General features: G+C 65.7%; 23 protein-coding genes. 5 read left to right on the top strand and 18 right to left on the bottom strand.

Translation table 11 applies throughout. The features are described from left to right. Positions 1-110 precede the first annotated feature (110 nt). The 4 genes from H4P35_RS01060 to H4P35_RS01045 form a co-directional block, all read right to left on the bottom strand. On the bottom strand, positions 111-1,499 hold the full coding sequence (locus H4P35_RS01060) for an MFS transporter (protein WP_226847718.1): 1,389 nt from the start codon (positions 1,497-1,499) through the stop codon (positions 111-113). After that, the gene (glmU, locus tag H4P35_RS01055; protein ID WP_226847717.1) at positions 1,496-2,869 is read right to left on the bottom strand and encodes a bifunctional UDP-N-acetylglucosamine diphosphorylase/glucosamine-1-phosphate N-acetyltransferase GlmU; all 1,374 of its coding nucleotides are present in this window, start codon (positions 2,867-2,869) and stop codon (positions 1,496-1,498) included. Before glmU ends, H4P35_RS01060 begins: the two co-directional genes overlap by 4 nt. Before the next feature lie 69 nt (positions 2,870-2,938). Then, the gene (locus H4P35_RS01050) at positions 2,939-3,763 is read right to left on the bottom strand and encodes a PhaM family polyhydroxyalkanoate granule multifunctional regulatory protein (RefSeq protein WP_226847716.1); all 825 of its coding nucleotides are present in this window, start codon (positions 3,761-3,763) and stop codon (positions 2,939-2,941) included. 44 nt (positions 3,764-3,807) lie between these two features. Further along, complete coding sequence (locus H4P35_RS01045; RefSeq protein WP_226847715.1) at positions 3,808-4,467, bottom strand: glycine zipper 2TM domain-containing protein; 660 nt, start codon at positions 4,465-4,467, stop codon at positions 3,808-3,810. A 132-nt stretch (positions 4,468-4,599) separates the two neighbouring features. Here H4P35_RS01045 and H4P35_RS01040 point away from each other — a divergent pair, with 132 nt between their 5' ends. Next, positions 4,600-4,818 carry a DUF3717 domain-containing protein gene (locus H4P35_RS01040; RefSeq protein WP_175235899.1) on the top strand — a complete coding sequence of 73 codons (219 nt, stop codon included), beginning with the start codon at positions 4,600-4,602 and terminating at the stop codon, positions 4,816-4,818. Between the two features lie 15 nt (positions 4,819-4,833). Here H4P35_RS01040 and H4P35_RS01035 read toward each other — a convergent pair whose 3' ends face one another. The 5 genes from H4P35_RS01035 to H4P35_RS01015 form a co-directional block, all read right to left on the bottom strand. After that, complete coding sequence (locus tag H4P35_RS01035; protein WP_226847714.1) at positions 4,834-5,439, bottom strand: SCO family protein; 606 nt, start codon at positions 5,437-5,439, stop codon at positions 4,834-4,836. A gap of 17 nt (positions 5,440-5,456) precedes the next feature. Continuing rightward, on the bottom strand, positions 5,457-6,350 hold the full coding sequence (gene cyoE, locus H4P35_RS01030) for a heme o synthase (RefSeq protein WP_056320311.1): 894 nt from the start codon (positions 6,348-6,350) through the stop codon (positions 5,457-5,459). Between the two features lie 13 nt (positions 6,351-6,363). Continuing rightward, on the bottom strand, positions 6,364-7,401 hold the full coding sequence (locus H4P35_RS01025) for a heme A synthase (protein ID WP_175156373.1): 1,038 nt from the start codon (positions 7,399-7,401) through the stop codon (positions 6,364-6,366). A 19-nt stretch (positions 7,402-7,420) separates the two neighbouring features. Next, a complete protein-coding gene (locus H4P35_RS01020) occupies positions 7,421-8,002 on the bottom strand; it encodes a hypothetical protein (protein WP_142055878.1) in 582 nt (193 codons plus the stop codon). A 71-nt stretch (positions 8,003-8,073) separates the two neighbouring features. Then, entirely contained in the window at positions 8,074-8,886 is an 813-nt protein-coding gene (locus H4P35_RS01015; RefSeq protein ID WP_056320317.1) for an SURF1 family protein, read from the bottom strand. Between the two features lie 36 nt (positions 8,887-8,922). On the opposite strand from H4P35_RS01015, the gene H4P35_RS01010 reads away from it, so the two are divergent. Beyond that, the gene (locus H4P35_RS01010; RefSeq protein WP_056320319.1) at positions 8,923-9,123 is read left to right on the top strand and encodes a twin transmembrane helix small protein; all 201 of its coding nucleotides are present in this window, start codon (positions 8,923-8,925) and stop codon (positions 9,121-9,123) included. 163 nt (positions 9,124-9,286) lie between these two features. Here H4P35_RS01010 and H4P35_RS01005 read toward each other — a convergent pair whose 3' ends face one another. From H4P35_RS01005 to coxB, 5 genes are all read right to left on the bottom strand, one after another. Next, positions 9,287-10,162, bottom strand: a complete 876-nt coding sequence (locus H4P35_RS01005) for a cytochrome c oxidase subunit 3 (protein WP_062840199.1) — start codon at positions 10,160-10,162, stop codon at positions 9,287-9,289. 36 nt (positions 10,163-10,198) lie between these two features. Then, positions 10,199-10,423: a DUF2970 domain-containing protein gene (locus tag H4P35_RS01000; RefSeq protein ID WP_056565538.1), complete on the bottom strand. Its 225-nt coding sequence runs from the start codon at positions 10,421-10,423 to the stop codon at positions 10,199-10,201. A gap of 11 nt (positions 10,424-10,434) precedes the next feature. Next, positions 10,435-10,560, bottom strand: coding sequence for a cytochrome oxidase small assembly protein (locus H4P35_RS00995; protein WP_216639588.1), 126 nt, complete (start codon positions 10,558-10,560; stop codon positions 10,435-10,437). A gap of 30 nt (positions 10,561-10,590) precedes the next feature. After that, positions 10,591-12,198: a cytochrome c oxidase subunit I gene (ctaD, locus tag H4P35_RS00990; RefSeq protein WP_062840198.1), complete on the bottom strand. Its 1,608-nt coding sequence runs from the start codon at positions 12,196-12,198 to the stop codon at positions 10,591-10,593. 103 nt (positions 12,199-12,301) lie between these two features. Beyond that, a complete protein-coding gene (gene coxB, locus H4P35_RS00985; protein ID WP_056320329.1) occupies positions 12,302-13,459 on the bottom strand; it encodes a cytochrome c oxidase subunit II in 1,158 nt (385 codons plus the stop codon). A gap of 289 nt (positions 13,460-13,748) precedes the next feature. Here coxB and H4P35_RS00980 point away from each other — a divergent pair, with 289 nt between their 5' ends. After that, a complete protein-coding gene (locus tag H4P35_RS00980) occupies positions 13,749-14,561 on the top strand; it encodes an NUDIX hydrolase family protein (protein WP_180099712.1) in 813 nt (270 codons plus the stop codon). A 111-nt stretch (positions 14,562-14,672) separates the two neighbouring features. Here the strand turns inward: H4P35_RS00980 and H4P35_RS00975 are convergent, their stop codons facing one another. Further along, positions 14,673-17,369: a cation:proton antiporter gene (locus H4P35_RS00975; protein ID WP_180099714.1), complete on the bottom strand. Its 2,697-nt coding sequence runs from the start codon at positions 17,367-17,369 to the stop codon at positions 14,673-14,675. Between the two features lie 197 nt (positions 17,370-17,566). On the opposite strand from H4P35_RS00975, the gene cpdA reads away from it, so the two are divergent. Further along, positions 17,567-18,406, top strand: a complete 840-nt coding sequence (gene cpdA / locus H4P35_RS00970) for a 3',5'-cyclic-AMP phosphodiesterase (protein WP_056320337.1) — start codon at positions 17,567-17,569, stop codon at positions 18,404-18,406. 316 nt (positions 18,407-18,722) lie between these two features. Here cpdA and rpoH read toward each other — a convergent pair whose 3' ends face one another. From rpoH to fghA, 3 genes are all read right to left on the bottom strand, one after another. Then, positions 18,723-19,607: an RNA polymerase sigma factor RpoH gene (gene rpoH / locus H4P35_RS00965; RefSeq protein ID WP_062840194.1), complete on the bottom strand. Its 885-nt coding sequence runs from the start codon at positions 19,605-19,607 to the stop codon at positions 18,723-18,725. 149 nt (positions 19,608-19,756) lie between these two features. Then, entirely contained in the window at positions 19,757-20,446 is a 690-nt protein-coding gene (locus H4P35_RS00960) for a hypothetical protein (protein ID WP_062840193.1), read from the bottom strand. Between the two features lie 96 nt (positions 20,447-20,542). Then, positions 20,543-21,409 carry an S-formylglutathione hydrolase gene (gene fghA, locus H4P35_RS00955; protein ID WP_180099717.1) on the bottom strand — a complete coding sequence of 289 codons (867 nt, stop codon included), beginning with the start codon at positions 21,407-21,409 and terminating at the stop codon, positions 20,543-20,545. A gap of 235 nt (positions 21,410-21,644) precedes the next feature. Here fghA and H4P35_RS00950 point away from each other — a divergent pair, with 235 nt between their 5' ends. After that, positions 21,645-22,409: a hypothetical protein gene (locus tag H4P35_RS00950; RefSeq protein WP_062840191.1), complete on the top strand. Its 765-nt coding sequence runs from the start codon at positions 21,645-21,647 to the stop codon at positions 22,407-22,409. Positions 22,410-22,519: the final 110 nt, after the last annotated feature.

The following is a 22,519-nucleotide window of genomic DNA, read 5'->3' as shown; positions in this document are numbered from 1 at the left end:
AGGTAATCTTCGCGCCCGGAAAATGAAACCGGGCGCCGGCCGCCATTATAGAAGCGGCCCGCGCCCGGGGGTCCGGGCGGGGTTAGAGGGGTGTTGGACCGCTTCCGCCGCTAGGCCCGCAGCTTGTTGAAGCGGACGGTGTTGACCACCACGGCCAGCGCCGCGCACACCGTGCCCAGCACCAGGGCCAGCCCCGGTCCGTGAGCCGCGCTGACGCTGAAGGCGATAGCCACCAGCGCGGTGCCAAAGCTCTGGCCAAACACCCGGGTCGTGGCCTGCAGGCCGCCCGCCGCGCCGCTGCGCAGCCGGGGCGCGGCAGACAGCAGTGCGCGGTTGTTGGGCGTCTGGAAAAAACCGAAGCCCACGCCCGCCACGAACATGCCGGCAACGATGGGCCAGTTCGACACGGCGGACGGCAGCAGCGTCAGCCACAGCATGCCGGCAACCATCGTGGCCGCCCCCACGCCGCTCAACGTGGCGGCGGAATAGCGGTCGGACAACCGCCCGGCCAGCGGCGCGATGATCGCCGTACCCACCGGCCAGGCGCCCATCAGCATGCCCACCTCAAGGTAAGGCCGGCCCAGCACCTGCTGGAAGTAGAACGGCAGCGACACGTAGGACGCCATCTGGGCGGCGAAGGTGCAGGCCGAGGCGCCCACGGCAAATGCCACCGGGCGGATCCGCAGCAGATCCACCGGCACCAGCGGCGCGGTCTGCTGGCTGGCGCGGCGCACCAGCACCAGTCCGGCCACCGCCGAGATCGCTACCAGGCCGATGCCCCGCAGCAGGTCCTCGCCCATCATGTCCACGCCGGAGATGAAGACGCCCAGCGTCGCCATGCAGAGCAGCGCGCTGATCCAGTCCAGCTTCACATCGTTGCGCGGCACTTCCGGCAGATGGCGCAGGCCAAACATGGCAAGCGCGCAGATCGGCAGGTTGACGGCGAAGATCCACGGCCACGGCGCCACGGACAGGATGGCCGAACCAATGGTGGGCCCGAGCACCGACATGACCGCCACCGTGGTGGCATTGATGCTGATGCCCCGGCCCAGCATCTTGAGCGGATAGATGTTGCGCACCAGGCCGCCGAACATGCACATGAGCGTGGCCGCCCCCAGCCCCTGGAACACGCGCGCGGCGGTCAATTGCCACAACGTGCCGGCCAGCGCGCAGCCCAGCGAGGCCAGCGTGAACAGCACCAGCCCGAACGTGAACATGCGGCGAAAGCCGATGCGCTCGGCCAGCGCGGACAGCGGCAAGAGCGCCATCACGACGGCAAGGTTGTAGGCGTTGACGATCCAGACTGCCTGCGCGGGCAGGGCGTTCAGATCCTTGGCGATCGTGGGCAGCGCCACGTTGGCGATGGTGGTGTCCAGCACCGACAGGCTGATGCCCGTCATCACAGTGGCCGCCGCCCAGTACCGGCGCGGCGCCGGCAGGCCGTCGGGGTGCGCGGGCTTGGCCCCGCCCCCCGCGGCCGCTTCCTGATCCTGCGTCACGACTTCTTTACCGGCCGCTGCCATCCGTCAACGGTGACCTGCTTGGGACGCGACACGGTCAGCTTGTCGGCCGGCGCGTCACGCGTGAGGGTGGTGCCGGCGCCCAGCGTCGCGCCACGGCCCACGCGCACCGGCGCGACGAGCTGCGTGTCCGAGCCGATGAAGGCGTCGTCTTCGATGACGGTGCGGTGCTTGTTCACGCCGTCGTAGTTGCAGGTGATGGTGCCCGCGCCCACGTTCACGCGCGCGCCGATGTCCGCGTCGCCGATGTACGCAAGGTGGTTGGCCTTGCTGTCCGCGCCCAGCACGCTCTTCTTGATCTCGACAAAGTTGCCGACGTGGCTGCGGTCGCCCAGTTCGGCGCCAGGACGCAGACGGGCGTAAGGACCCACGCGCGCATCGCGGCCGACTTCGGCCTGCTGCAGATGGCTGAAGGCCTCGATGTGGGTGCCCGCGCCGACGCTGACGTCGCGCAGCACGCAGTGCGGGCCCACGCGCACGCCGTCAGCCAGGGACACCTGGCCTTCGAAGACGCAGCCCACGTCAATGAAGACATCGCGGCCGCAAGTGAGCGTGCCGCGCACGTCAAAGCGCGCCGGGTCGGCCAGCGTGACACCGGCTTCAAGCTGGCGGCGGGCCTGCTCGGCTTGCCAGCGGCGCTCCAGTTCGGCCTGCTGCACGCGGCTGTTCACGCCCAGCGTTTCCCAGGCGGCGCCCGGCTGGGCCGCGCCCACGGGCACTTCGTCGACAACGGCCAGCCCGACCACGTCGGTCAGGTAGTACTCGCCCTGGGCGTTGTTGTTGTCGATGCGGGTGAGCCAGTTCTTCAGCTTCGCGGTGGGCGCGGTGAGGATGCCGGTGTTCACTTCCTTGATCTCGCGCTCGGCGTCCGAGGCGTCCTTGTGTTCGACGATGCGGCACACGCTGCCCTTGGCGTCGCGCACGATGCGGCCATAACCGGTGGAATCGGCCAGCACTTCGGTCAGCACGGCGGCGCCCTGGCCGCGCGCGTCCAGAAGGCGCTTGAGCGTTTCCGGCTGCACCAGCGGCACGTCGCCGTACAGCACCAGCGTGACGTCGTCCTTGCCGTCGCCTTCCAGCAGTTGCGGCACGGCCTGCTGCACGGCGTGACCCGTACCCTGCTGCGGCTGCTGCAGCACGAAGTGCAGATCCGGCTGGCCTTCGAATGCCTGCTTGACGCGATCGGCGCCATGGCCGACCACCACGACGATGCGCGCGGGATTCAGTTGGCGTGCGCTGTCCAGCACATGCGCCAGCATGGGTTTGCCGGCCAGCGTGTGCAGCACTTTGGGAAGGTCGGACTGCATGCGTTTACCCAGTCCGGCGGCAAGAATCACTACATTAAGCATAAGTTCCAGTAGGTTGAGAGACGGGCGGGCGGCCTGGCGGCGGCTCCGCGTGTCGATTGAAAGATGGTGTCAGGGCTTGCTGTCGGCAGGCCCGTTTTTCTTGGCAGTCTTGGCCGCTGGCTTGGCCGCTTTCTTGGCGGCGGCCGGCTTGCGGGCGGTGGCGGCGGGCTTGGCCGCGGGTTTGCCGGGCTTGGCCTGCGCCTCGGCCGACGCCTTGGGATGCGAGGGTTCGGACTTGGCGCTGGCCGTGCCCGGTGCGCCGGCAGGCATGGAGGCCGCGGTAGCGGCCGCGATCTGATTGAACTGCTGCTGCAGCAGCTCCCACCAGGCCTTGGATGCCGACTGCGCCGCAGCGCCCATCTGCTCGCTCATGGCCGCGGCCGACTCCGGCCCGGTGGCGGTGTCTTCGCCCTGCGCCTTGGCGCCGGACTGCGCGCCGGCATTTTCCTTTTCACTGGCAGCCGCGGCATTGGCGGACGGCGCGGACGCGGCTGTCTTGGGCGCGGGCTTCAAACCCAGAGCGACTTCCAGCGGCGACGGCGCGCCGGCTTCCGGGGTTGCGCCCATGTCCATGCGCGAGGCGCTGTCCACGAAGGCGCGCAGGGTGCTGATGGTGGAGCGTTGCACCTCCATGCCCTGGATGGTGCTGGAGAGCATGCTCAGGTTCATGCGCAGCCAGTTCTCCACCGAGCGCAGTTCGGCGATGCGGCGGTCCAGGTCTTCGAGATTCATGGGCGGCGCCATGGGCAGGCTGCTGGCAAGACCGCCGGGGCCGGTCAGGCCTGCCCACGCCTGGCGCATCATCTCCATGCTGGCCAGAAGCGGATTGCCCGAGAGATCGGAATTCTGGCCCATGCCGGGCAGGACGAACGGATTGTTGAATTGGTCGCTCATTCCAGATCTCTCCATAGTGGGATGCTTGCCGCCGTCAGCCGGTATCAACCGGGCAGCAATTGATTGTTCTCCACGCGCACGTGGTCGCCGGAGGCAAACGAGAACGGCTGCGCGCTGCGGAACTGGCGCTTGCTGCCGTCATTCATGCGGACCGTGAGCTCATAGTGCGTCACTGTTTGTTGCTGTCTGATATTACGCTCAACTTCACGGCCTGCCAAAGCGCCGCCGACCGCGCCCAGCACCGTCAGCGCGGTCTTGCCGTTGCCTCCACCAAACTGATTACCCACAACGCCGCCGGCCACGCCGCCCGCGATGGTGCCAACCAGATGGTTGCCGTCATCCTTGGCGGGCACCTGCACCTGGCGGATGGTCTCGACCACGCCGCAGCTGGCGCACGCCTGCTGTGCGGGCGCGGCAGCGGGACGCGGGGCCGGGGCGGCCTGCGCTTGCTGCGCCTCGCGCATCTGGCCGGCGGGCCTGCCCGCGCCGGGCGGCTCGGCAGCCGGCGCAGGCGCCAGGTTGGCATCCTCGGGGCCGGCCTCGGCCACGGCCTGGTCAGCGTGCGGGTTAGCCGACGGCGACGGCAGCCAGCCCAGCACGGCGGCCACGCCCACCGAGCACATGACGATGACGGCGATCGCGGCGGCGGCAAGCAGCGGATGCAGGCCGCGGCGCGGCGACGCGGTAGAGGTCGAAGTATTCATGACGATGCTCCATCGTAACTAACCGGCAGTGGTATAGCACCCGCGCGCGGTTTCGGCATGTTGCGATGGTGACCCTTCATTGCAGGGCGGATGGAGGGTGGACAGGGTGGGGCATTCGTGGACAATAGGCGCATGGATTTGATCACGCTGCCCCAACTCGAACAGGCCATCAACTACTGGCGCAACACGTCGCCCTCGGTGGGTGAAGAGGCGCGCCTGTGTCCCGAAGCGGCCGCGCTTGCCACGCCCTACGCCTTGATGATCATCGCGCACCGGCGCGATATTTCCACTGCCGAACTCAGCGACAAGGCCCGCGCCGCATTGGCCGCGTGGGCGGCGGCAAAGGCCTGAGCCCGCCCGGGCGGATCAACCCATCAACAACGCCTGGATGTCCTGCGTCAGCGCGTCCACGCCGACGTTGTTGTTGACCAGCACGCGGGATTCGCCCTTGCCGTCCAGCAGGTAGAACGCGGCCGTGTGGTCCATCGTGTAATTGCCGTCCTTGGTGGGCGCCTTGGCGTAATAGGCCTTGAACGAGGCCGCCGCCTTCTTGACCTGGTCGGGCGTGCCCGTCAGGCCCAGGAACCGCGGATCGAACGCCGTGACGTACTGCTTGAGCACCTCAGGTGTGTCGCGCTCGGGGTCCACCGAGATCAGCAGCACCTGGACGCGATCGGCATCCGGACCCAGCTTCTTCATGACTTCGGTCAGTTCAGCCAGCGCCGTGGGGCACACGTCTGGACACTGCGTGAAACCGAAGAACACGACCACGACCTTGCCGGAAAAGTCCGACAGCTGACGCAGCTTGCCGTTGTGGTCGGACAGTTCCATGCCGCGGCCCAATTGCGTGCCGGTGATATCGCTGCCCTTGAAGACGGGCGTGCTGTCGCCGCAGGCAACCAGGGCGGCGGCGACGGCGGCAGCTGCGCCCAGTCGCAGGACCAGCCGGCGGCTGGCGGAAAACACGGACATCGACAACCTCCAGGGGGTCAGCGCAACAGGGCGACCCAGTGGTCCACCAGCAGGGCGCCAAACAGCAGCGCCAGGTAGAGAATGGAAAAACGGAACATGCTGCGGGCCAGCTCGTCGCTGTATGCGCGGTACAGGCGCCACGCATACGACACGAACATGCCGCCCAGCACCAGCGCCGACAGCAGATAGAGTTCGCCGCTCATGCGGATGGCGTAGGGCAACAGCGTGGTCGCCATCAACGCCAGGCTGTACAGCAGGATGTGCAGACGCGTGAACTGGTTGCCGTGGGTGACCGGCAGCATGGGCAGGCCGGCCTTGGCGTAATCGTGGTTGCGGTAAAGCGCCAGCGCCCAGAAGTGCGGCGGCGTCCAGATGAAGATGATGAGGACCAGCACCCAGGCCTCGGCCGGCACAGAATCGGCGACGGCCGCCCAGCCCAGCGCCGGCGGCATCGCGCCCGAGAGGCCGCCGATCACGATGTTCTGCGGCGTGCGCGGCTTGAGGATGATGGTGTAGATGATGGCGTAGCCCACGAACGTGGCGAACGTCAGCCACATGGTGAGCGGGTTGACCATGTGGTAGAGCACGAACATGCCCGCGCCGCCCAGCAGACCCGACAGGCTCAGCACCTGGAATGCCGAAATGGTGCCGCGCGCCGTGGCCCGGCGCGCGGTGCGCAGCATGCGGGCGTCGACTTCCTGTTCGATCAGGCAGTTGATGGCGAAGGCGGCGGCGGCCAGCAGCCAGATACCGATCGTGCCAAACAGCACCCGGCGCATGTCCGGGATGCCGGGCGCCGCGAGGAACATGCCGATCACGGCGCAAAACACAGCCAGCTGCGTGACGCGCGGCTTGGTGAGAACGAGGTACTGGCGGAGCAATCCGGATTGAGGAGCGGCAAGACTGGTCATAGTGGACCTCATTTTAAACGCGCACCAAATTGGGGTCGTACCGCCCCGCCGGCTCGCGGCCGGCAGACGCCAGCCGCACCAACAACACCACGGCCGACAATGTCAGGCCCGCCGCGCCCCCATTGTGCAGGACGGCGATCAGAAGCGGCCACTGAAAGAAGATGGTGGTCAGCCCCGTGAACAGCTGCGCGGCCAGGAGGGCCAGCATCAGCGTGGCCGGGCCGCGCAGGCCGGGCTCGGCGGCGCGCAGCCGCCAGGCCAGGATGCCCAGGTAGACGAACACCACGAAGGCGAAATTGCGATGCACCCAGTGGATCGCGGTCAGCGCGGGCTGCGAGATCATTTCGCCGGACGGCAGTTCGCCCAGCCCCCGGATGACCGAATAGCCGCCGTGGAAGTCCATTTCCGGCACCCATTGCCCGTGGCACGTGGGAAAGTCCATGCAGGCCAGCGCCGCATAGTTGGTGCTGACCCAGCCGCCCAACGTGACCTGCACCAGCAGCAGCCCGAATCCGACCGCCACCCACGGCTTCCACCGCACGGCCTCGGCGCTGACGGGCAGGTGCGGGCGCTCGCGCGAGGACAGCCAGGTCATCAACGCCAGCACCGACAGGCCAAACACCAGGTGGGCCGTCACGACGGCGGGCATGAGCTTGTGGGTCACGGTCCACGCGCCGAACGCGCCCTGCACGCACACGGCAACCAGCGTGGTGATGGCCAGCGCGGGCGAACGGCCCAGTTCGCGGCGATAGCGCCAGGCCATGTAGACGATGCCGATGATGAGCATGCCCAGGATGGCGCCGACGTAACGGTGGATCATTTCGATCCAGGCCTTGGACAGCGTCACCGGGCCGAAAGGCATGGCCTGCGAGGCTTCGTGGATGTCGCCCATCGCGCCGATCGGCGTGACGCTGCCGTAGCAGCCAGGCCAGTCCGGACAGCCCAGCCCGGAATCGGTCAGGCGCACGAAGGCGCCGAACATGATGAGGTCCAGCGTCAGGAACCAGGTGAAGAAAACGAGCTTGCGATAACGCGCTTTGATGCGTTCCATATCAAAACCAAAAAACCGTTCAACCAATGCGCGAGTTATAGACCAGCTTGCTGATGTCTTTGCGCACCCGCACGCCATCCGCCTCGGCGGGATACTGCATCATCAGATTGCCCAGCGGATCGATCACCCAGATCGGATCCTGCAGTCCGGGCTGCCCCGCGGCCGTGTCGCGCGCCAGCAGGAATCGGGCCAGCTGGTCCGGATCCACCCGCACCATGACCGTGCCCTTGTACGCCTCCAGCACCTTGTCCGGCACCACCGCATCATCGGTGATGAACCACACGCGCGCCAGCCGATCCACGTTCTTGCCCTGGCTGGCGTGGCTGTTGCGGGTGATGAAGAGCTTGCGCGCGCAGCTTTCGGGGCAGGCCGCGCCATCTGCGGCCACCAGCAGCCACTTGCCCTTCAGGCTCTGCAGATCGAACGGCTTGCCGTCCAGCGTGGTCAGGCGCAGTTCGGACGCTTCGGGCATCGGGCGTTGCGGCGACAGGAGCGTGCCGTAATTGCTGGAATCGCTGGGCCACCATTGCGGGTTCATGTAGACCACGAACGCGGCGACGATGGGCGCCAGCGAGCACAGGAACACCAGCACCATCGGCATCAGCGAACGCTTGCGTGCGGGCTTGTTGGATGAAATGTCGCGAGCCACTTTGTATCCTGGAATAGCGTTGGTCATCTGCGTGCCCGCATGCGAGCCTGCGCCTGCTGGTCCACGCGCTGGCGCCTGCGGCGGATGGCGCCCCCCAGCACCACCAGCCAGGCAATCGCCGCAATCGCGCCGAAAGCGAACCACTGTACCGCGTACGACGTGTTCTGCTGGAAATCCACCGACGGCTGGGGCCAGTCGCGCACCAGGCCGTCGTCCACCTGGCCGCCCTGGCTCAGCACCGTGGGCAGCAGATTCAATCCGGTCGCGCGCGCATAGTCGTCCAGCGGCAGGTTCTGCACTTGCGGCACCGCGCCGCCCGCAACCGGCAGCGCCGCGGGCAGCGCGGAGGCGTCGGCGCCGCCCAGCGACCACAGTTCAAACAGGCGCGGCACGCGTACGGACAGCTCGCCTTGCACGGTCTGCATGCCCTCGGGCGTGGCCGGCAGCTGCGGCTCGCCCTGGCCCTGGATCACGCGCGGCAGCCAGCCCCGCAGCACCAGCACCGCGCGATTCGTCGCCGCATCCAGCAACAGCGGCGTGGCCAGCCAGTAGCCCGGCCTGCCGTCGTGGTTGCGATTGTCCAGCAGTACACTGAATTGCGGCAGCCATGTCCCGCTGGCCTGCGCCACGCGCCACGGCGTCATGTCCGCGGGCGGCGTCGCCGGCGTCAGAAGCAGGGGCGCTTGCTTGCGGCCGGCTTCGATCGCGGCCAGAATGGCGCGTCGCTCATCGCTGCGGCGCATCTGCCATTGTCCCAGCGACACCAGGACCACCACGGCGAGGCCAAGCAACAATAAGGCGGCTACCGTGTAGCGGGTGGAATGCGGTCGGGACATCTGTCGTTGCTAAATCTGAATTGTCGGGAGACCACAATGCGCGTTTTCGTCGTTCTGGCCTTCATCGGGATACTGGCCAGTCTGGCATCCGCCCTGGTCTACCTGATGCGGGACAAAGGTACCACCAACCGCACGGTCAACGCGCTGACGGTCCGCATCGGCCTGTCGGTCGCCCTGTTCCTGTTCGTGCTGTTCGCCCATTACATGGGCTGGATCGAGAGCACCGGTTTTAGATAGGCTGCGTGCCGCCCGGTTCCCCGGGCCTTGCGTGATGCCTGCCGCCGCGCCCCGCCAGATGGGCTGAAAGCGCGACGGAGGCCGGCTTGCCGCCCGGCTCCCTTCGCGCTTTCCCTGCCGCAACGGCCGCCGGCGCTGCCGGCCGCCGTCAGGGCCAATGCGGTCAGAACCAATACACGAACAGGTACAAGCCCAGCCACACCACGTCGACAAAGTGCCAGTACCAGGCCGCGCCTTCGAACCCGAAGTGATGATCCGGCGTGAAATGGCCGCGGATCAGGCGGATCAGGATGACCGTGAGCATCGTGGCGCCCAGGATCACGTGGAATCCGTGAAAGCCGGTCAGCATGTAGAACAGCGACCCGTACGCGCCCGAATTGAACTTCAGGTTCAGGTCGCGGTAGGCGTGGATGTATTCGAACGCCTGGCAGCCCACGAAGACAAAGCCCAGGATGACGGTGGCCGCCAGCCAGAACTTGGCCTTGCCGCGGTGGTTTTCACGCAGCGCATGGTGGGCAATGGTGAGCGTGACGCCGGAGCTCAGCAGCAGCGCCGTGTTGATCGTGGGCAGCCAGAACGGACCCACGGTCTGGAAGGGTTCGACCACGCCCGCCGGGCCGAAGTTGGGCCAGGCCGCCTGGAAGTCCGGCCACAGCATCAGTCGGTGGTCGATGTCGCCCAGCCACGGCGTCGTGATGGTGCGCGTGTACCAGAGCGCGCCAAAGAACGCGGCGAAGAACATGACCTCGGAGAAGATGAACCAGCTCATGCTCCAGCGGTACGAGCCGTCGATGCGCTTGCTGTTCAGGCCGATCTCGGATTCGTGGATGGCGTCGCCAAACCAGTAATACATCACGATGATCACGCCGATGAATCCGACCAGCACGGACCACTTGCCCCAATCGGCGCCGTTGACCCAGGCCGCGGCCCCCAGGCCCATGAAGAGCAGTGCCACGGCCATGCGCACGGGATGGCCCGAGTCGGCGGGGACAAAGTAGTACGGTGCCTCTTTACCTTGAACCGAGTGACTTGCACTCATGGCTTTCTCCCTGGTACAGATTTAGATTTAGGTAATTCAAGTCAGGCTGGAAACAGCCCAACGAACAATTAAAACCAGCACAGTCACAAAGATTGCCGCTGCCAGCAGCCCGGCCACGATGACGTGGACGGGATTGAGCTTGGCGCTGTCCTCACGGTAGCCCGCGCCCTTGCGCACGCCGAAGAACCCCCACGCCACCGCCTTCATCGTCTGAAGGAAGCTCAGCTTGCGCTGAGACGTTTCGCGAAGGTCGTCGCTCATGGCCGAGGCCTCTAGCCCACCGCCTTGCCGGTCAGCAAGGCCGAACCGCGGATCACCGTCCAGGCAAACACGGCAATGACGAAAACCAGAAGAACCAGTCCTGCGATCTTGTTACGACGGCGCTGCTCGGGTGTCATTGCTGTGCGGCCTGAAACATGGATAAGGGATTACTTCACTTCGGGCGGCGTTTCGAAGGTGTGGAACGGGGCGGGCGACGGCACCGTCCATTCCAGTCCTTCGGCTCCTTCCCACGGCTTGGCCGGGGCCGGTTCGCCCTTGCCCATGTAGCAGCGCAGGATCGCAACCAGGAAAATCAGCTGCGACAGGCCGAACCAGAACGCGCCGATGGTGGCGAGCTGATGGAACGTCGTGAACTGCGCGGCGTAGTCGGCGTAGCGGCGCGGCATGCCGGCCAGACCCAGGAAGTGCATCGGGAAGAAGGTCACGTTGAACGAGATCAGCGTGGACCAGAAGTGCAGCTTGCCCAGCTTTTCGCTGTACATGCGGCCCGTCCACTTGGGCACCCAGTAGTAAGCGCCGGCAAACAGCGCGAACAGGGAACCGGCCACTAGCACGTAGTGGAAGTGAGCCACCACGTAGTAGGTGTCGTGGACCTGGATGTCGATCGGCGCCACCGACAGGATCAGGCCCGTGAAGCCGCCCATCGTGAACACGAAGATGAAGCCGATGGAAAACAGCATCGGCGTCTCGAACGTCATGGAACCGCGCCACATCGTCGCGACCCAGTTGAACACCTTCACCCCGGTCGGGATGGAGATGAGCATGGTGGCGTACATGAAGTAGAGCTGGCCGGTCACCGGCATGCCCGTCGTGAACATGTGGTGCGCCCACACGATGAACGACAGCACGGCGATGGAGGCGGTGGCGTACACCATCGAGGCGTAGCCGAAGAGCTTCTTGCGGGCGAACGCGGGGACGATGGCCGACACGATGCCGAACGCCGGCAAGATCATGATGTAGACCTCGGGGTGCCCGAAGAACCAGAACACGTGCTGGTACAGGACCGGGTCACCGCCGGCAGCGGCGTTGAAGAAGCCCGTGCCGAAGTGGCGGTCGGTCAGCACCATGGTGATGGCGGCGGCCAGCACCGGCATCACGGCCAAGAGCAGGAACGCGGTGATCAGCCAGGTCCAGCAGAACAGCGGCATCTTCATCAGCGTCAGGCCGGGCGCGCGCATGTTCAGCACGGTCACGATGATGTTGATGGCGCCCATGATGGACGAGGCACCCATGATGTGGATGGCGAAGATGGCCAGGTCCATGCCCGGGCCCATCTGCAGCGACAGGGGCGCGTACAGCGTCCAGCCCGCAGCGGTGGCGCCGCCCGGCACGAAGAACGAGGCGGTCAGCATGATCGCGGCAACCGGCAGCAGCCAGAAGCTGAAGTTGTTCATGCGCGCGAACGCCATGTCGGACGCGCCGATCTGCATCGGGATCATCCAGTTCGCAAAGCCCACGAAGGCCGGCATGATGGCGCCGAACACCATGATCAGGCCGTGCATCGTGGTGAACTGGTTGAACAGTTCGGGGCGGAAGAACTGCAGGCCGGGCTCGAAGAGTTCGGTGCGCAGCAGAAGGGCCAGCGTGCCGCCCTCCAGAAGCATGACGAACGAGAAGATGAGATACATCGTCCCGATGTCTTTGTGGTTCGTTGCAAAAAGCCACCGGCGCCAGCCCGTGGGCACGCCGTGATGGTGGTCATCGTGACCGTGGCCGTGGCCCGGCGACACGTGGTCTACAGTGACGCTGCTCATGATGGACTCCTTCCTGCTGAGTGCCAGCCCCGTCCAACGGGGCGGCAGGGTATCTCTGACTAAACGGAACCGGTTCTACGGTGAAGGAACGGCGCGCGCGCAATCAGCGCGCGGGCGTGATGTCCTTCGGTAGAACCGTCGGGTCCTGCCCCTTGCCGGCATTGCTCCAGGCATGGCGCGTATAGCTGATGACCGCTGCGATCTCGACATCGTTGAGCTGCCCGCCGAACGCCGCCATGGCGGTGCCGGGCTTGCCCTTCAGCACGGTGTTGATCTGCTCCCCCTTGGGGCCCAGAACAACCTTGTCTCCGTCGAGCGGCGGGAAGGAACCGGGAATGCCCTTGCCGTTGGCCTGGTGGCAGGCCACGCAATTCGCCGCGAAAACCTTTTCGCCGCGGGCAACCAGTTCGGCTTCCGTCCACTCTTTATTGGGATCGTCGGCGTTTGCCGCCATCTTCTTCTTTTGGTCTTCAACCCACTTATCGTAGTCGGCTTGCGCCAGGACTTCCACGACGATGGGCATGAAGGCGTGGTCCTTGCCGCACAATTCCGCGCACTGGCCACGATAGATGCCAGGCTTTTCGGCGTTGAACCAGGTGTCGCGAAGGAACCCGGGGATCGCGTCCTGCTTCACGCCGAAGTCCGGAATCATCCACGAGTGGATGACGTCGGCCGCCGTGAGGACGATGCGGATCTTCTTGTTGGCGGGAACGACCAGATGGTTGTCCACTTCCATCAGATAGAACTCGCCCTTGGGCTCGCGGTTCTCGATCTGGGCGCGCGGCGTGGAAAGCGTGGAGAGGAACTTGATGCCGGCGGCAGAGCCGTCGAGGTATTCGTAGCCCCACTTCCATTGATAGCCGGTGACCTTGACGGTCAGGTCGGCGCTGGAAGTGTCTTTCATGGCGACGACCGTCTTGGTGGCCGGCAACGCCATGGCGATGACGATGATGAAGGGAATGACAGTCCAGGCGACTTCGACACCCAGATGTTCGTGGAAGGTCGCCGCCTTGTGGCCGCGGGACTTCCGGTGCGCCCAGATGGAGTAGAACATCACTCCGAAGACGCCGATGAAAATCACAATACAGATCGTGAGCAGCAACCAATGCAGCCACATGATGTCGCGCGAAATCGCGGTGACGCCTTCATGCAGGTTCAGCTGATTGACCTTCGGACCGCCGGGCATGTTTTGCACCTGGGCACCGGCCACGCCGCCAATCAGCATCGCACAAGCCCCCAGTATCCCTCTCCACTTCTTCATGCTTACCTCGAAATACGGCGCGAAGGCCCATTTGCTGGTGGCGGAAGTCACCGGAATACGGGCAACACGCAATTATTAGATGGCAGGGCGATGCAGGGAGATAGAGCGGCCCTGTCGTTCCCTCTCGAAATCACAAAGAAACTGGCGGATTATAGCGGACGCGCAAACAGATGTAATTTAGTGCTCTTGAATTCATGCGGCCCGCCCCCACTTGGGCGCGCCCCCTTGACCGCGAGCCGTAAACAGGGTGGCTTAAAATCGCCCGCAACCTCATCACCATGGCGCCACGATGCAAAAGCCGCTGTCCGATCTGTATGCCGCCCTGTGCGCCCGCGCGCAGGAGCCCGCCCCCGAAGGCGCGCGCGCTTTATATATAGCGGGGCGACGCTGCGGCTGGGCCACGCACGCGGCCTGCGACGCGCTGCGCGACGCGCCCGAAACACAGTCCGACGGCACGGCGTTGCGCATCGGCGAGGGCCTGGCGCCGGGCAATGCGCTGGACGCGGCGCTGGAACAGGCCGCGGAACTGTTGCGCCAAGCCAACTGCCTGCGCGGCTGGCGCGACGAACTGCTGGACGTATTGGATGGCGACGAGACGCTCGGCGTGATCGAACGCGCCGCCGTGCGGCCGCTGGGCCTGTTGACCAAGGCCGTGCACCTGAACGCCTGGACGCCCGACGGCAAGCTGTGGGTCGCGCGGCGTTCTCTCAGCAAATCCACCGATCCCGGTATGTGGGACACGCTAGTTGGCGGACTGGCCGGCAGGGGCGAAGACCTGGAACTGGCGCTGGTGCGCGAATGCGGCGAAGAGGCCGGCCTGGACGAACCCGATCTCGCGCGCCGCACGCCGCTGCGCACGATCCTGCGCATCCATCGACGCCTGCCCGAGGGCTATCAGGTCGAAGACGTGCTGACCAGCACCTGCATCCTGGCGCCGGACGCCCGTCCCGCCAATCGCGACGGCGAGGTCATGGAAATCGCCACCATCGACGTCGCCACGGCCCTGCACCATGTCGCCGAGGGCGAGTTCACGCTGGAAGCAGCATTGGTGCTGGTCGAGGACATCATGCGGCGCCAGGCCGCGGGCGAGATCACGATCTGATCAGGCGCCGGCCCGGGGCTGAGCCGAGCTGGGCGGGCCTGATGCGGCGCAGAACCTAGGACATGGGATTGGGCGAGGCGCGCCTAGTGGGGTGCGCCTAGGGGGGCGTGCCTAGCGGGGCGCAGGTTCCGGCGTTCCCAGCACGGACCCCGCCGCGGCGTCATCGTCACCCGATGATTCACCGCGCAGTTCGCGGGCCGCTTGCATATCCTCGGCCTGGGCCGGACTGACCGCGCCAGCGGCTTCCGCGGCCTCGGCCGCCTGCGCCGAGCTGGGCGGCGGCACGGGCGCCGGCGCGGCGGCCGCGGCCGCAGACTGCTGCGAAAACTGCTTCCACACTTCAATCGCGCGCAGGCGCTGCTTGGCCACGACCTGAATGCGTTCTCGCAGGTTCTCGTCGCGGTCGAGCAGGGCGTGGAAGTCGCGCGACGACAGCATCAGCAGCTTGCTGTAGCCCAGCGAGGTCACGTCCGGCGTAAGCTGCACTTCACCCAAAAGACCCAGTTCACCGAAGAATTCGCCGCTGCCCAGTTCGATCATGGTGTTGTCGGGCAGATGGACCGCCACGGCGCCCGACGCCACGAAGCACATTTCCTCGCCGTGCCGCCCCTTCGTCAGGACCCGCTGATCGGGCAATGCCAGGCGGGGCTTGAGCAGCTTGCTGATGGCGCGCAGCGAATCGGGCGACAGTCCCTCGAACAGCGGCACGCGCTTGATGAGTTCGGCCGCGCTCATTTCGATGTCCAGCGGCGGGTGCTTGTCGATGTGCGCCCAGCGGCTTTTCAATTGCTCGGTCAGGTCCGCATAGACTTCGCCGCTGATCAGGAATTGCTCAAGCATGTCGCGATAGCGGATGCGTTCGAGCTCGCGGGCCACGCGGCCCAGATAACTTTCCTGCAGCCATTGGGCGTACGACGGATATTGCAGGTTCAGCGCCTGCAGGGCGTTTTCGATCAGATCCAGACGGCGCTGGTGCAGCGACACGATGCGCTGCGTGGCCTCTTCGCCAAGCAGCGGTGTGATCTGCTCGCGCGCAAAGGCGATCAGGCGCTGCGCGACCGAGCGCTTGCTCATCAGGTTGGCAAAGCGCTGGCCCAGCTCGCGCGCCAGCCAGCCCTGAAAGCCGAACAGGTAATGCAGCCGCAATGCCAGCCGGAAACCCGTCGAATAGCGGACATCGGCGGCAATGGCGCGCTCGAAGCCTTCAACGCCGCCCAGCCGGATCGCGTCTTCCAGCCGTTCGGCCCGCGCCAGCAGGGTTTCGGCCATGCGCCAGTCCACGATCTGCGCCTTCAGGATGTCGAAGAACATTTCCTCTTCGCGCTGGGCAACCATGGCCAGTCCCACTGACACGCGCTGCTCGTCCGTCATCTGGCTGACCCGGCCGTCGTGCACGCTGGCCAGGCTGGCGTCGAACACGGCGCGGATACGGTCGCGGACTTCGTTGCCGATGTGCTCGGCCTTGGCCACTTCCTCGGTCTTGCCCTGCAGATCTTCCAGCGCCACGGCCAGCACCTGATTGCGGATGGTGCGCTCGACCGGCGACAGCTGGTTCAGCCCCAACATGCGAATCAGCGGCCGCAGGCTGATGCCGTTGACGAACAGGGTCATCAGCACAAAGCCCGTGGTGGCCACGGCGATGAACTGGCGCGCCTCTTCGGGCACGCCCATCTGCTCGGTCACCGCCAGCGCCAGCGCCAGCGACACGGCGCCGCGCAATCCGCCCCACAGCATCACCACCTTGTAGGGATTGCTGACCTTGGTGCCCAGCCGGGTCAGGCCAAGCAGTGGCAACAGCCCAAACACCACGATTGCCCGCGCGACCAGCGTCACCACGAACACCACACCCACCAGCACCAGTTCCTGCCAATCGGCCGCCGCCATCAGCTTCGGGATCAGCATGGCCGCGAACAGGAAGATGAGGGAATTGGCCCAGAAACCAAACTGCTCCCAGGCGCTGGCCAGGTGTTCGAAGGTGGTCGGCGACATGCGCGTGCGGCCGGTGGACCCGACCACCAGGCCCGCGATCACGGTGGCGACCACGCCCGACACGTTCAGGTAATGCTCGGAGATGAAGAAGGACAGATAGGCCAGCGTCAGCGTCAGGGTGATCTCGGCCGTGGGAAAGCCGCGCAGCCAGGCGAACAGAAAGCAGGCCAGGCGCCCCATCGCAAACCCGGCCACGCCGCCGCCGATGAAGTGCACGATGAAGTCGTTGAAGATGCCGCTGACGGACAGCTCACCCTTGCCGCTCAGCACCGCCAGCAGCACGGAATACAGGGCAATGGACGCCGCGTCGTTGAACAGGCTTTCGCCCTCGACCAGCGTCGTCAGGCGCTTGGGCGCGCCCACCTCGCGGAAGATCCCGACCACTGCCACCGGATCCGTCGTCGCCACGATGGCGCCCAGCAGCAGGCAAACGACTAGCCCATAGGGCGAGATGGCGTCCAGCGTCACACCCACCACGACCGTGCAGACAACCACGGCCACGATGGCCATCATCAGGATCGGCCCGATGTCGTCCATCAGCCGCCGCACGTTCATCGACAGCGCCGTCTCAAACAGCAGCACCGGCAGGAACACCATCAGGAAGGTCTCTGACGAGATCTCGAAGCGCTCCAGCGAATCGAGAAAGTCGCCGATCCAGGCAGGCGCCCAGCCGTGCACGTGAATGACGATCCCGAGCAGACAGCCGACGATGGCGAGCAGCACCGAATAGGGCAGCTTGACGCGGCCGGCCAGGGGCGGCATGAAGCAGACCAGCGTGAGCAGGCCCGCAAGACCAAATACGAGAAAACCAACATCCATGGGTAGCGCCGCGTCCCGATCGTAGTGCTTGTGGAAAGTTTCACAAGAATAGCGGCTTTTTTCCGGCGCTCGCGGCCGGGGCGTGGCGGGAATCGGGGAGAATGCACGTTTCGTTACCCCAATGGACGCTTGCGAAACGTGCCGCGCCATGTTTTTTGGGTAATGTGGCATCACGCGAACTTTTGCAGGAGCGGCACGTGGCACGCATCCACACCTTGACCCGGCGCCACGACGCGCCCGCGATGCTCGTCCAGTTGACCGATAGCCATCTTTTCGGCGAACCCGAAACGTCGATGCTGGGCGTCAATACCGACGCAAGCCTGCGCGCCGTGCTGCGCCAGATCGAAGCCGACGGCAAGCATCCCGACCTGCTGCTCGCCACGGGCGACCTGTCGCAGGACGGCGAAGCCGCAGGCTACCGGCGTTTCGCGCGCATCCTGTCCGAATCGGCCGCGCTGGAACGCGCGACCATCCGCTGCCTGCCCGGCAATCACGATCAACCATCCGTCCTGCGCCAGGAACTCTCCGACTGGTCGATGCCCGTGACCGACGTGGGCGCATGGCGCATCGTTGCGCTGGACACCACGGTGCCCGGCTCCAACGCGGGCCATCTATGCAACAGCGAACTGGACATGCTGGAAGCGGCGCTGGCGCAGGCGCCCGATCGCCACACGCTGGTGGCGATGCACCATAACCCGATGCAGATCGACAGCCACTGGCATGACTCGATGATGATCGACAACCCCCAGGCGCTCTTCAAGCTGCTGGCGCGATTTGCCCAGGTGCGCGTGCTGCTCTGGGGCCATGTGCACCACGAGTTCGACCGCCGCCGGCACAACCTGCGCATGCTGGCCACGCCCTCAACGTGTTTTCAATTCAGCATCCGAGACGGCAAGCACATCGTCGACAACATGGCGCCGGGCTATCGGTGGATCAAGCTTTACCAGGACGGGTCGATGGCGACTGGCGTGCGCCGCGTCCAGGACGCGCTGTGGCATACGGCGCTGGCGGCGCCGGACAGCGCGCGGGCCGCATGATTCCTTGCAGCGCTTGCGTTCCGAGCGCGCATAAAAAACGGGGCACCGATATGCTAGGTGCCCCGCAAGCATCCGTCTCATAGGGGAGGGGAAAGAGGAGAAGCCGAGACGGATGACAAGACTGCTAACCGAAGTTCGCGGTCTACATGAAGTTAGGCGGCACCTTCCCCATTAAGTTTCTGCGAACCCGGAAAATTTAACCCCGAATTTGTATCAATTTATTGGCCACCCACCGCGCGCGGCCAAAGAAAAAGGCCGCAACTTGCGGCCTTTGACTTGGGTGCAGCGACGGGCGCGGCGACGGGGTCTGGCAAACTCACGAGGCGAGGTTGCCGCGCATCTTCTTCAGCGCCGCCGCTTCGATCTGGCGGATGCGTTCGGCCGACACGCCGAACTCTTGCGCAAGCTCGTGCAGCGTGGCGCCGCCGTCGTCCTGCAGCCAGCGGGCTTCGACGATGCGGCGCGAGCGCGGATCCAGCGCATCGAGCGCACCGGTCAGGCCGGCGCTTTGCAGCTGATCGCGCGCCGCGCGTTCCAGGACGCGCGTGGGCTCCTGGCGGCCTTCGTCGGACAGGTAGGCGATCGGCGCGTAGCTGTCGTCGTCGTCGTCCTGGTTTTCCAGCGACATGTCACGGCCGGACATCCGGACTTCCATTTCGCTCACGTCTTCGTGGCGAACGTTCAGCTCGCGAGCAATGTGGTCGACCTGTTCCGGATCCAGGGTCTGGCCGTCAGGACGCATGCTGCGCAGGTTGAAGAACAGCTTGCGCTGCGCCTTGGTCGTGGCCACCTTGACCAACCGCCAGTTGCGGATGATGTATTCGTGGATTTCGGCCTTGATCCAGTGAACGGCGAAGGACACCAGGCGCACGCCGCGCTCGGGGTCAAAACGCTTGACGGCCTTCATCAGGCCGACGTTGCCTTCCTGGATGAGGTCGGCGTGGGGCAGGCCATAACCCAGGTATTGCCGGGCCACGGACACCACAAGGCGCAGGTGCGACAGAATCAGCTCGCGAGCGGCGCCCAGATCTTCCTGGTCACGCAGGCGGCGGCCGAGTTCCGTTTCGCGATCCGCGGACAGCACCGGCAGGCGGTTGACCGCGGAGATATAGGCGTCGATCGTGCCGAGAGCGCCCGGATTGGCAATGGCCAACGCCAGAGCGTTGCCGGAAGCGGTCAACGAGGTACTGGGTTGTTTCATAGCGGGGGTCTCCGGATGGCGAAGAGATAACGACATGAATTCGATGTTAGCACTCAAGTAATAGGAGTGCTAATTCGACTGTTGCGACGCGTCAAAGTTTCATTTCAATGGCGCGTCCCCATTTATTCGGGCCGCCCAGTGTAATGGCGTTACCAGCCCAGGCGCTTCAGCCCTTCGGCGGTGGCCTGACCGTCCGGACGGATGAAGAGCGCGCCACGCGGATCCATGAAGACCTGATAGCGGGCCCCGTCAAACAGCGGCATGTACGCGCCGCTGCCAAATTGGACATCGACAAAGGGGAACCAGTTCGGAAAACTTTTTTTCAGGGATCCGAGGTCCGGCGCGGGCCAATCGTCCAGCGAATGCACCGAGCGCGTGGCGGTGGCCTCGCGGGCGGCATCGCTGTAGCGTCCGGACAGGCGTTCTAGCCGGTACAGCGGCGGCACGCCGGCCATCAGCGCAGGCAGTCTCCAGCGGACGACCCGGGCGTCGATCTGCCACTGGTCGCCATATAGAACATATTGCTTTGAGCCGATGGCGGGCGCGCTGGCATTGACCTGGAACTGGCCCTCGGCCTGTTGGCGGACGTCGATGCTGGCCACCGGTTCGTCGGTGGTCAGGCGCACGAACTGCACCAGCGACAGGGCAAGCAAACCGGTCACGCATCCCAGGCACACCAGCAGCAGGCCGCACGTGCGGCGCACCGGCCGGAACTGGAACATTCGGCGACCGCGTTCGTCTCGCGGCCCGCCGCGGCCCAGCAACATGACCAAGCCCGGCAAGAGGACGATGACGGCGCCCAGCAGGATCCAGGCGAAGGGAGCGATTCCGTTGATCAAATCAGACGTTCCTATTCAAGCCGCCGCAGGCTGCAGCGCGGCGGGCGCAGGAAGCCGCCACCCGCCGCGGCAGGTCCGCCAGTATAGAAGCGGGCGTCAGGCGCCCGGTTTTCCAAGCCGCTCGACGTGAAACCGGATGTGATCCTCGATGAACGTCGAGATGAAGTAGTAGCCGTGGTCGTAGCCGGGCTGGCGGCGCAGGGTCAACGGCTGCCCGGCGGCGGCGCATGCCGCCTCGAACACCTCGGGATACAACTGCTCGGCCAGGAATTGGTCCGCGTCGCCTTGATCGATGAGGATGCCCCCGGTGAAAGGCTGCTGCAGGCCGCGCATCAGCGTGGAGGCGTCATAGGCCGCCCAGTCCGCCTCGTCGGCGCCCAGATACGCGCCGAACGCCTTCTTGCCCCACGGGCACTGACTGGGCGCGGCGATCGGCGCGAATGCCGAGACCGAACGGAACTTGCCGGGGTTGCGCAGCGCCAGCACCAGCGCGCCGTGACCGCCCATGGAGTGACCGAAGATGCCGGTGCGCGACGCGTCGCCCGGCAGAGCGCCGCCGGTGACGATACCGTGCAGCTCCTGGGTGACATAGCTGTACATGCGATAGTGGTCGCGCCACGCGGGCGTGGTGGCATCCACATAAAAGCCGGCGCCGGTGCCCAGGTCCCAGCTTTCGTCTTCGCCGGGCACGCCTGCGCCGCGCGGGCTCGTGTCGGGCGCAACCAGCATGACGCCCAGTTCGGCGGCCAGCCGCTGCGCGCCCGCTTTGATCATGAAGGTCTCTTCGGTGCAGGTCAGGCCCGCCAGGTAGAACAGCACCGGCACCGGACCCTGCTCGGCCTGCGGCGGCACGTAGACGGAAAACCGCATGGGCAGCCCGATTTCCGTGGAGGCGTGGCGGTAATAGCGCTGCGTGCCGCCGAAGCACCGATGCTGCGAGATGAGTTCGAGAGGCGCGGCCATGGCTTGCTCCGGGAAAAGAGATTGAAGATCGGAAAAATCGTCGGCGTTAGGGGAATCCACGGTGCGACGTTCCGTCGCCGAATGTTAACCTGCCCCTCAATGAGCGCCCGCCACAAAAAAATACGATTCCGCGCTCAGATTGTGGTCACGGGACTTGACCAGCGCCCACCGTGGCACTATTTATATACCGTGAGTGAAGACAACCCGTTCTTCCTGATACGCAAGCCCTGACACTATGGCCCGACTGCCCCGTCTGTACGCCCCTGGGCTGCCCCAACTGGTGCAGGCCAACTTTATTCAGCCGTTGGCGGCGCCATCGCAACCTGCGCCCGCCGACATCCTGAATCAGCTCGCCACCTGGCTGGGCGAATCGGCCCAGCGACACCGGGTGTCGGTGCACGGCTGGCTGCTGGCCAACGACCGCATCCTGCTCCTGGCCACGCCCGCCGACGAAGAAGGCCTGCCCCGCTTGATGCAGACGCTCGGCCGCAACCTGGCGGCGCGGCTGCGCGGCGGCCGGGTGTTCGCGGGCCGTTACCGATCTGCCTTGCTGGAACCCGGCGCGTGGGTGCTGCCTTCGCTGGTCTGGCTGGAGACGTATCCGGTTCGCAGCGGGGCTTCGCAGGATCCCGATTCGTGGCCGTGGTCGTCCGCGTCCAGCCATACCGGCAACACCAGTGCCGCCCCCGCGCAATGGCAATCCGATCACGCCGATTACTGGGCCTGCGGCAACACGCCGTTCGACCGTCAGGCCAACTATCGCAAGCGGCTTCAGGACGGCCTGTCGCGCGAGGAAACCCAGCGCATCGACCAAGCCGTTTCCGGTCAATGGGCGTTGGGCGGCCCGAGCTTCATCGCCAGCCTGGCCCACACCGCGAGCCGGCGCGTGGCGCCCGGCCAGCGGGGCCGGCCCCGCAAGAAGCCTGCGGCCGCAGCCGCGGACAACGAATCCAGCCCGCCGGCGCCGTCGACATCCACACCGCCGGCCACCAATTCCTGATCCTTCGACCCGCCTACATGGCGGGTTTTGTTTGCCTGGGCGTCCTGCGCTGGAATCTGGCGGCTTCCCCCGCGGCATGAGCGCCTACCGCAGCATCGCGTCCGCATGAC

It is taken from the genome of Achromobacter sp. 77 (assembly GCF_020541125.1).
Lineage (GTDB): Bacteria > Pseudomonadota > Gammaproteobacteria > Burkholderiales > Burkholderiaceae_B > Achromobacter > Achromobacter mucicolens.
The sequence above is the reverse complement of the archived record's forward strand: the minus strand, read 5'-3'. Positions and strand labels throughout refer to the sequence as shown.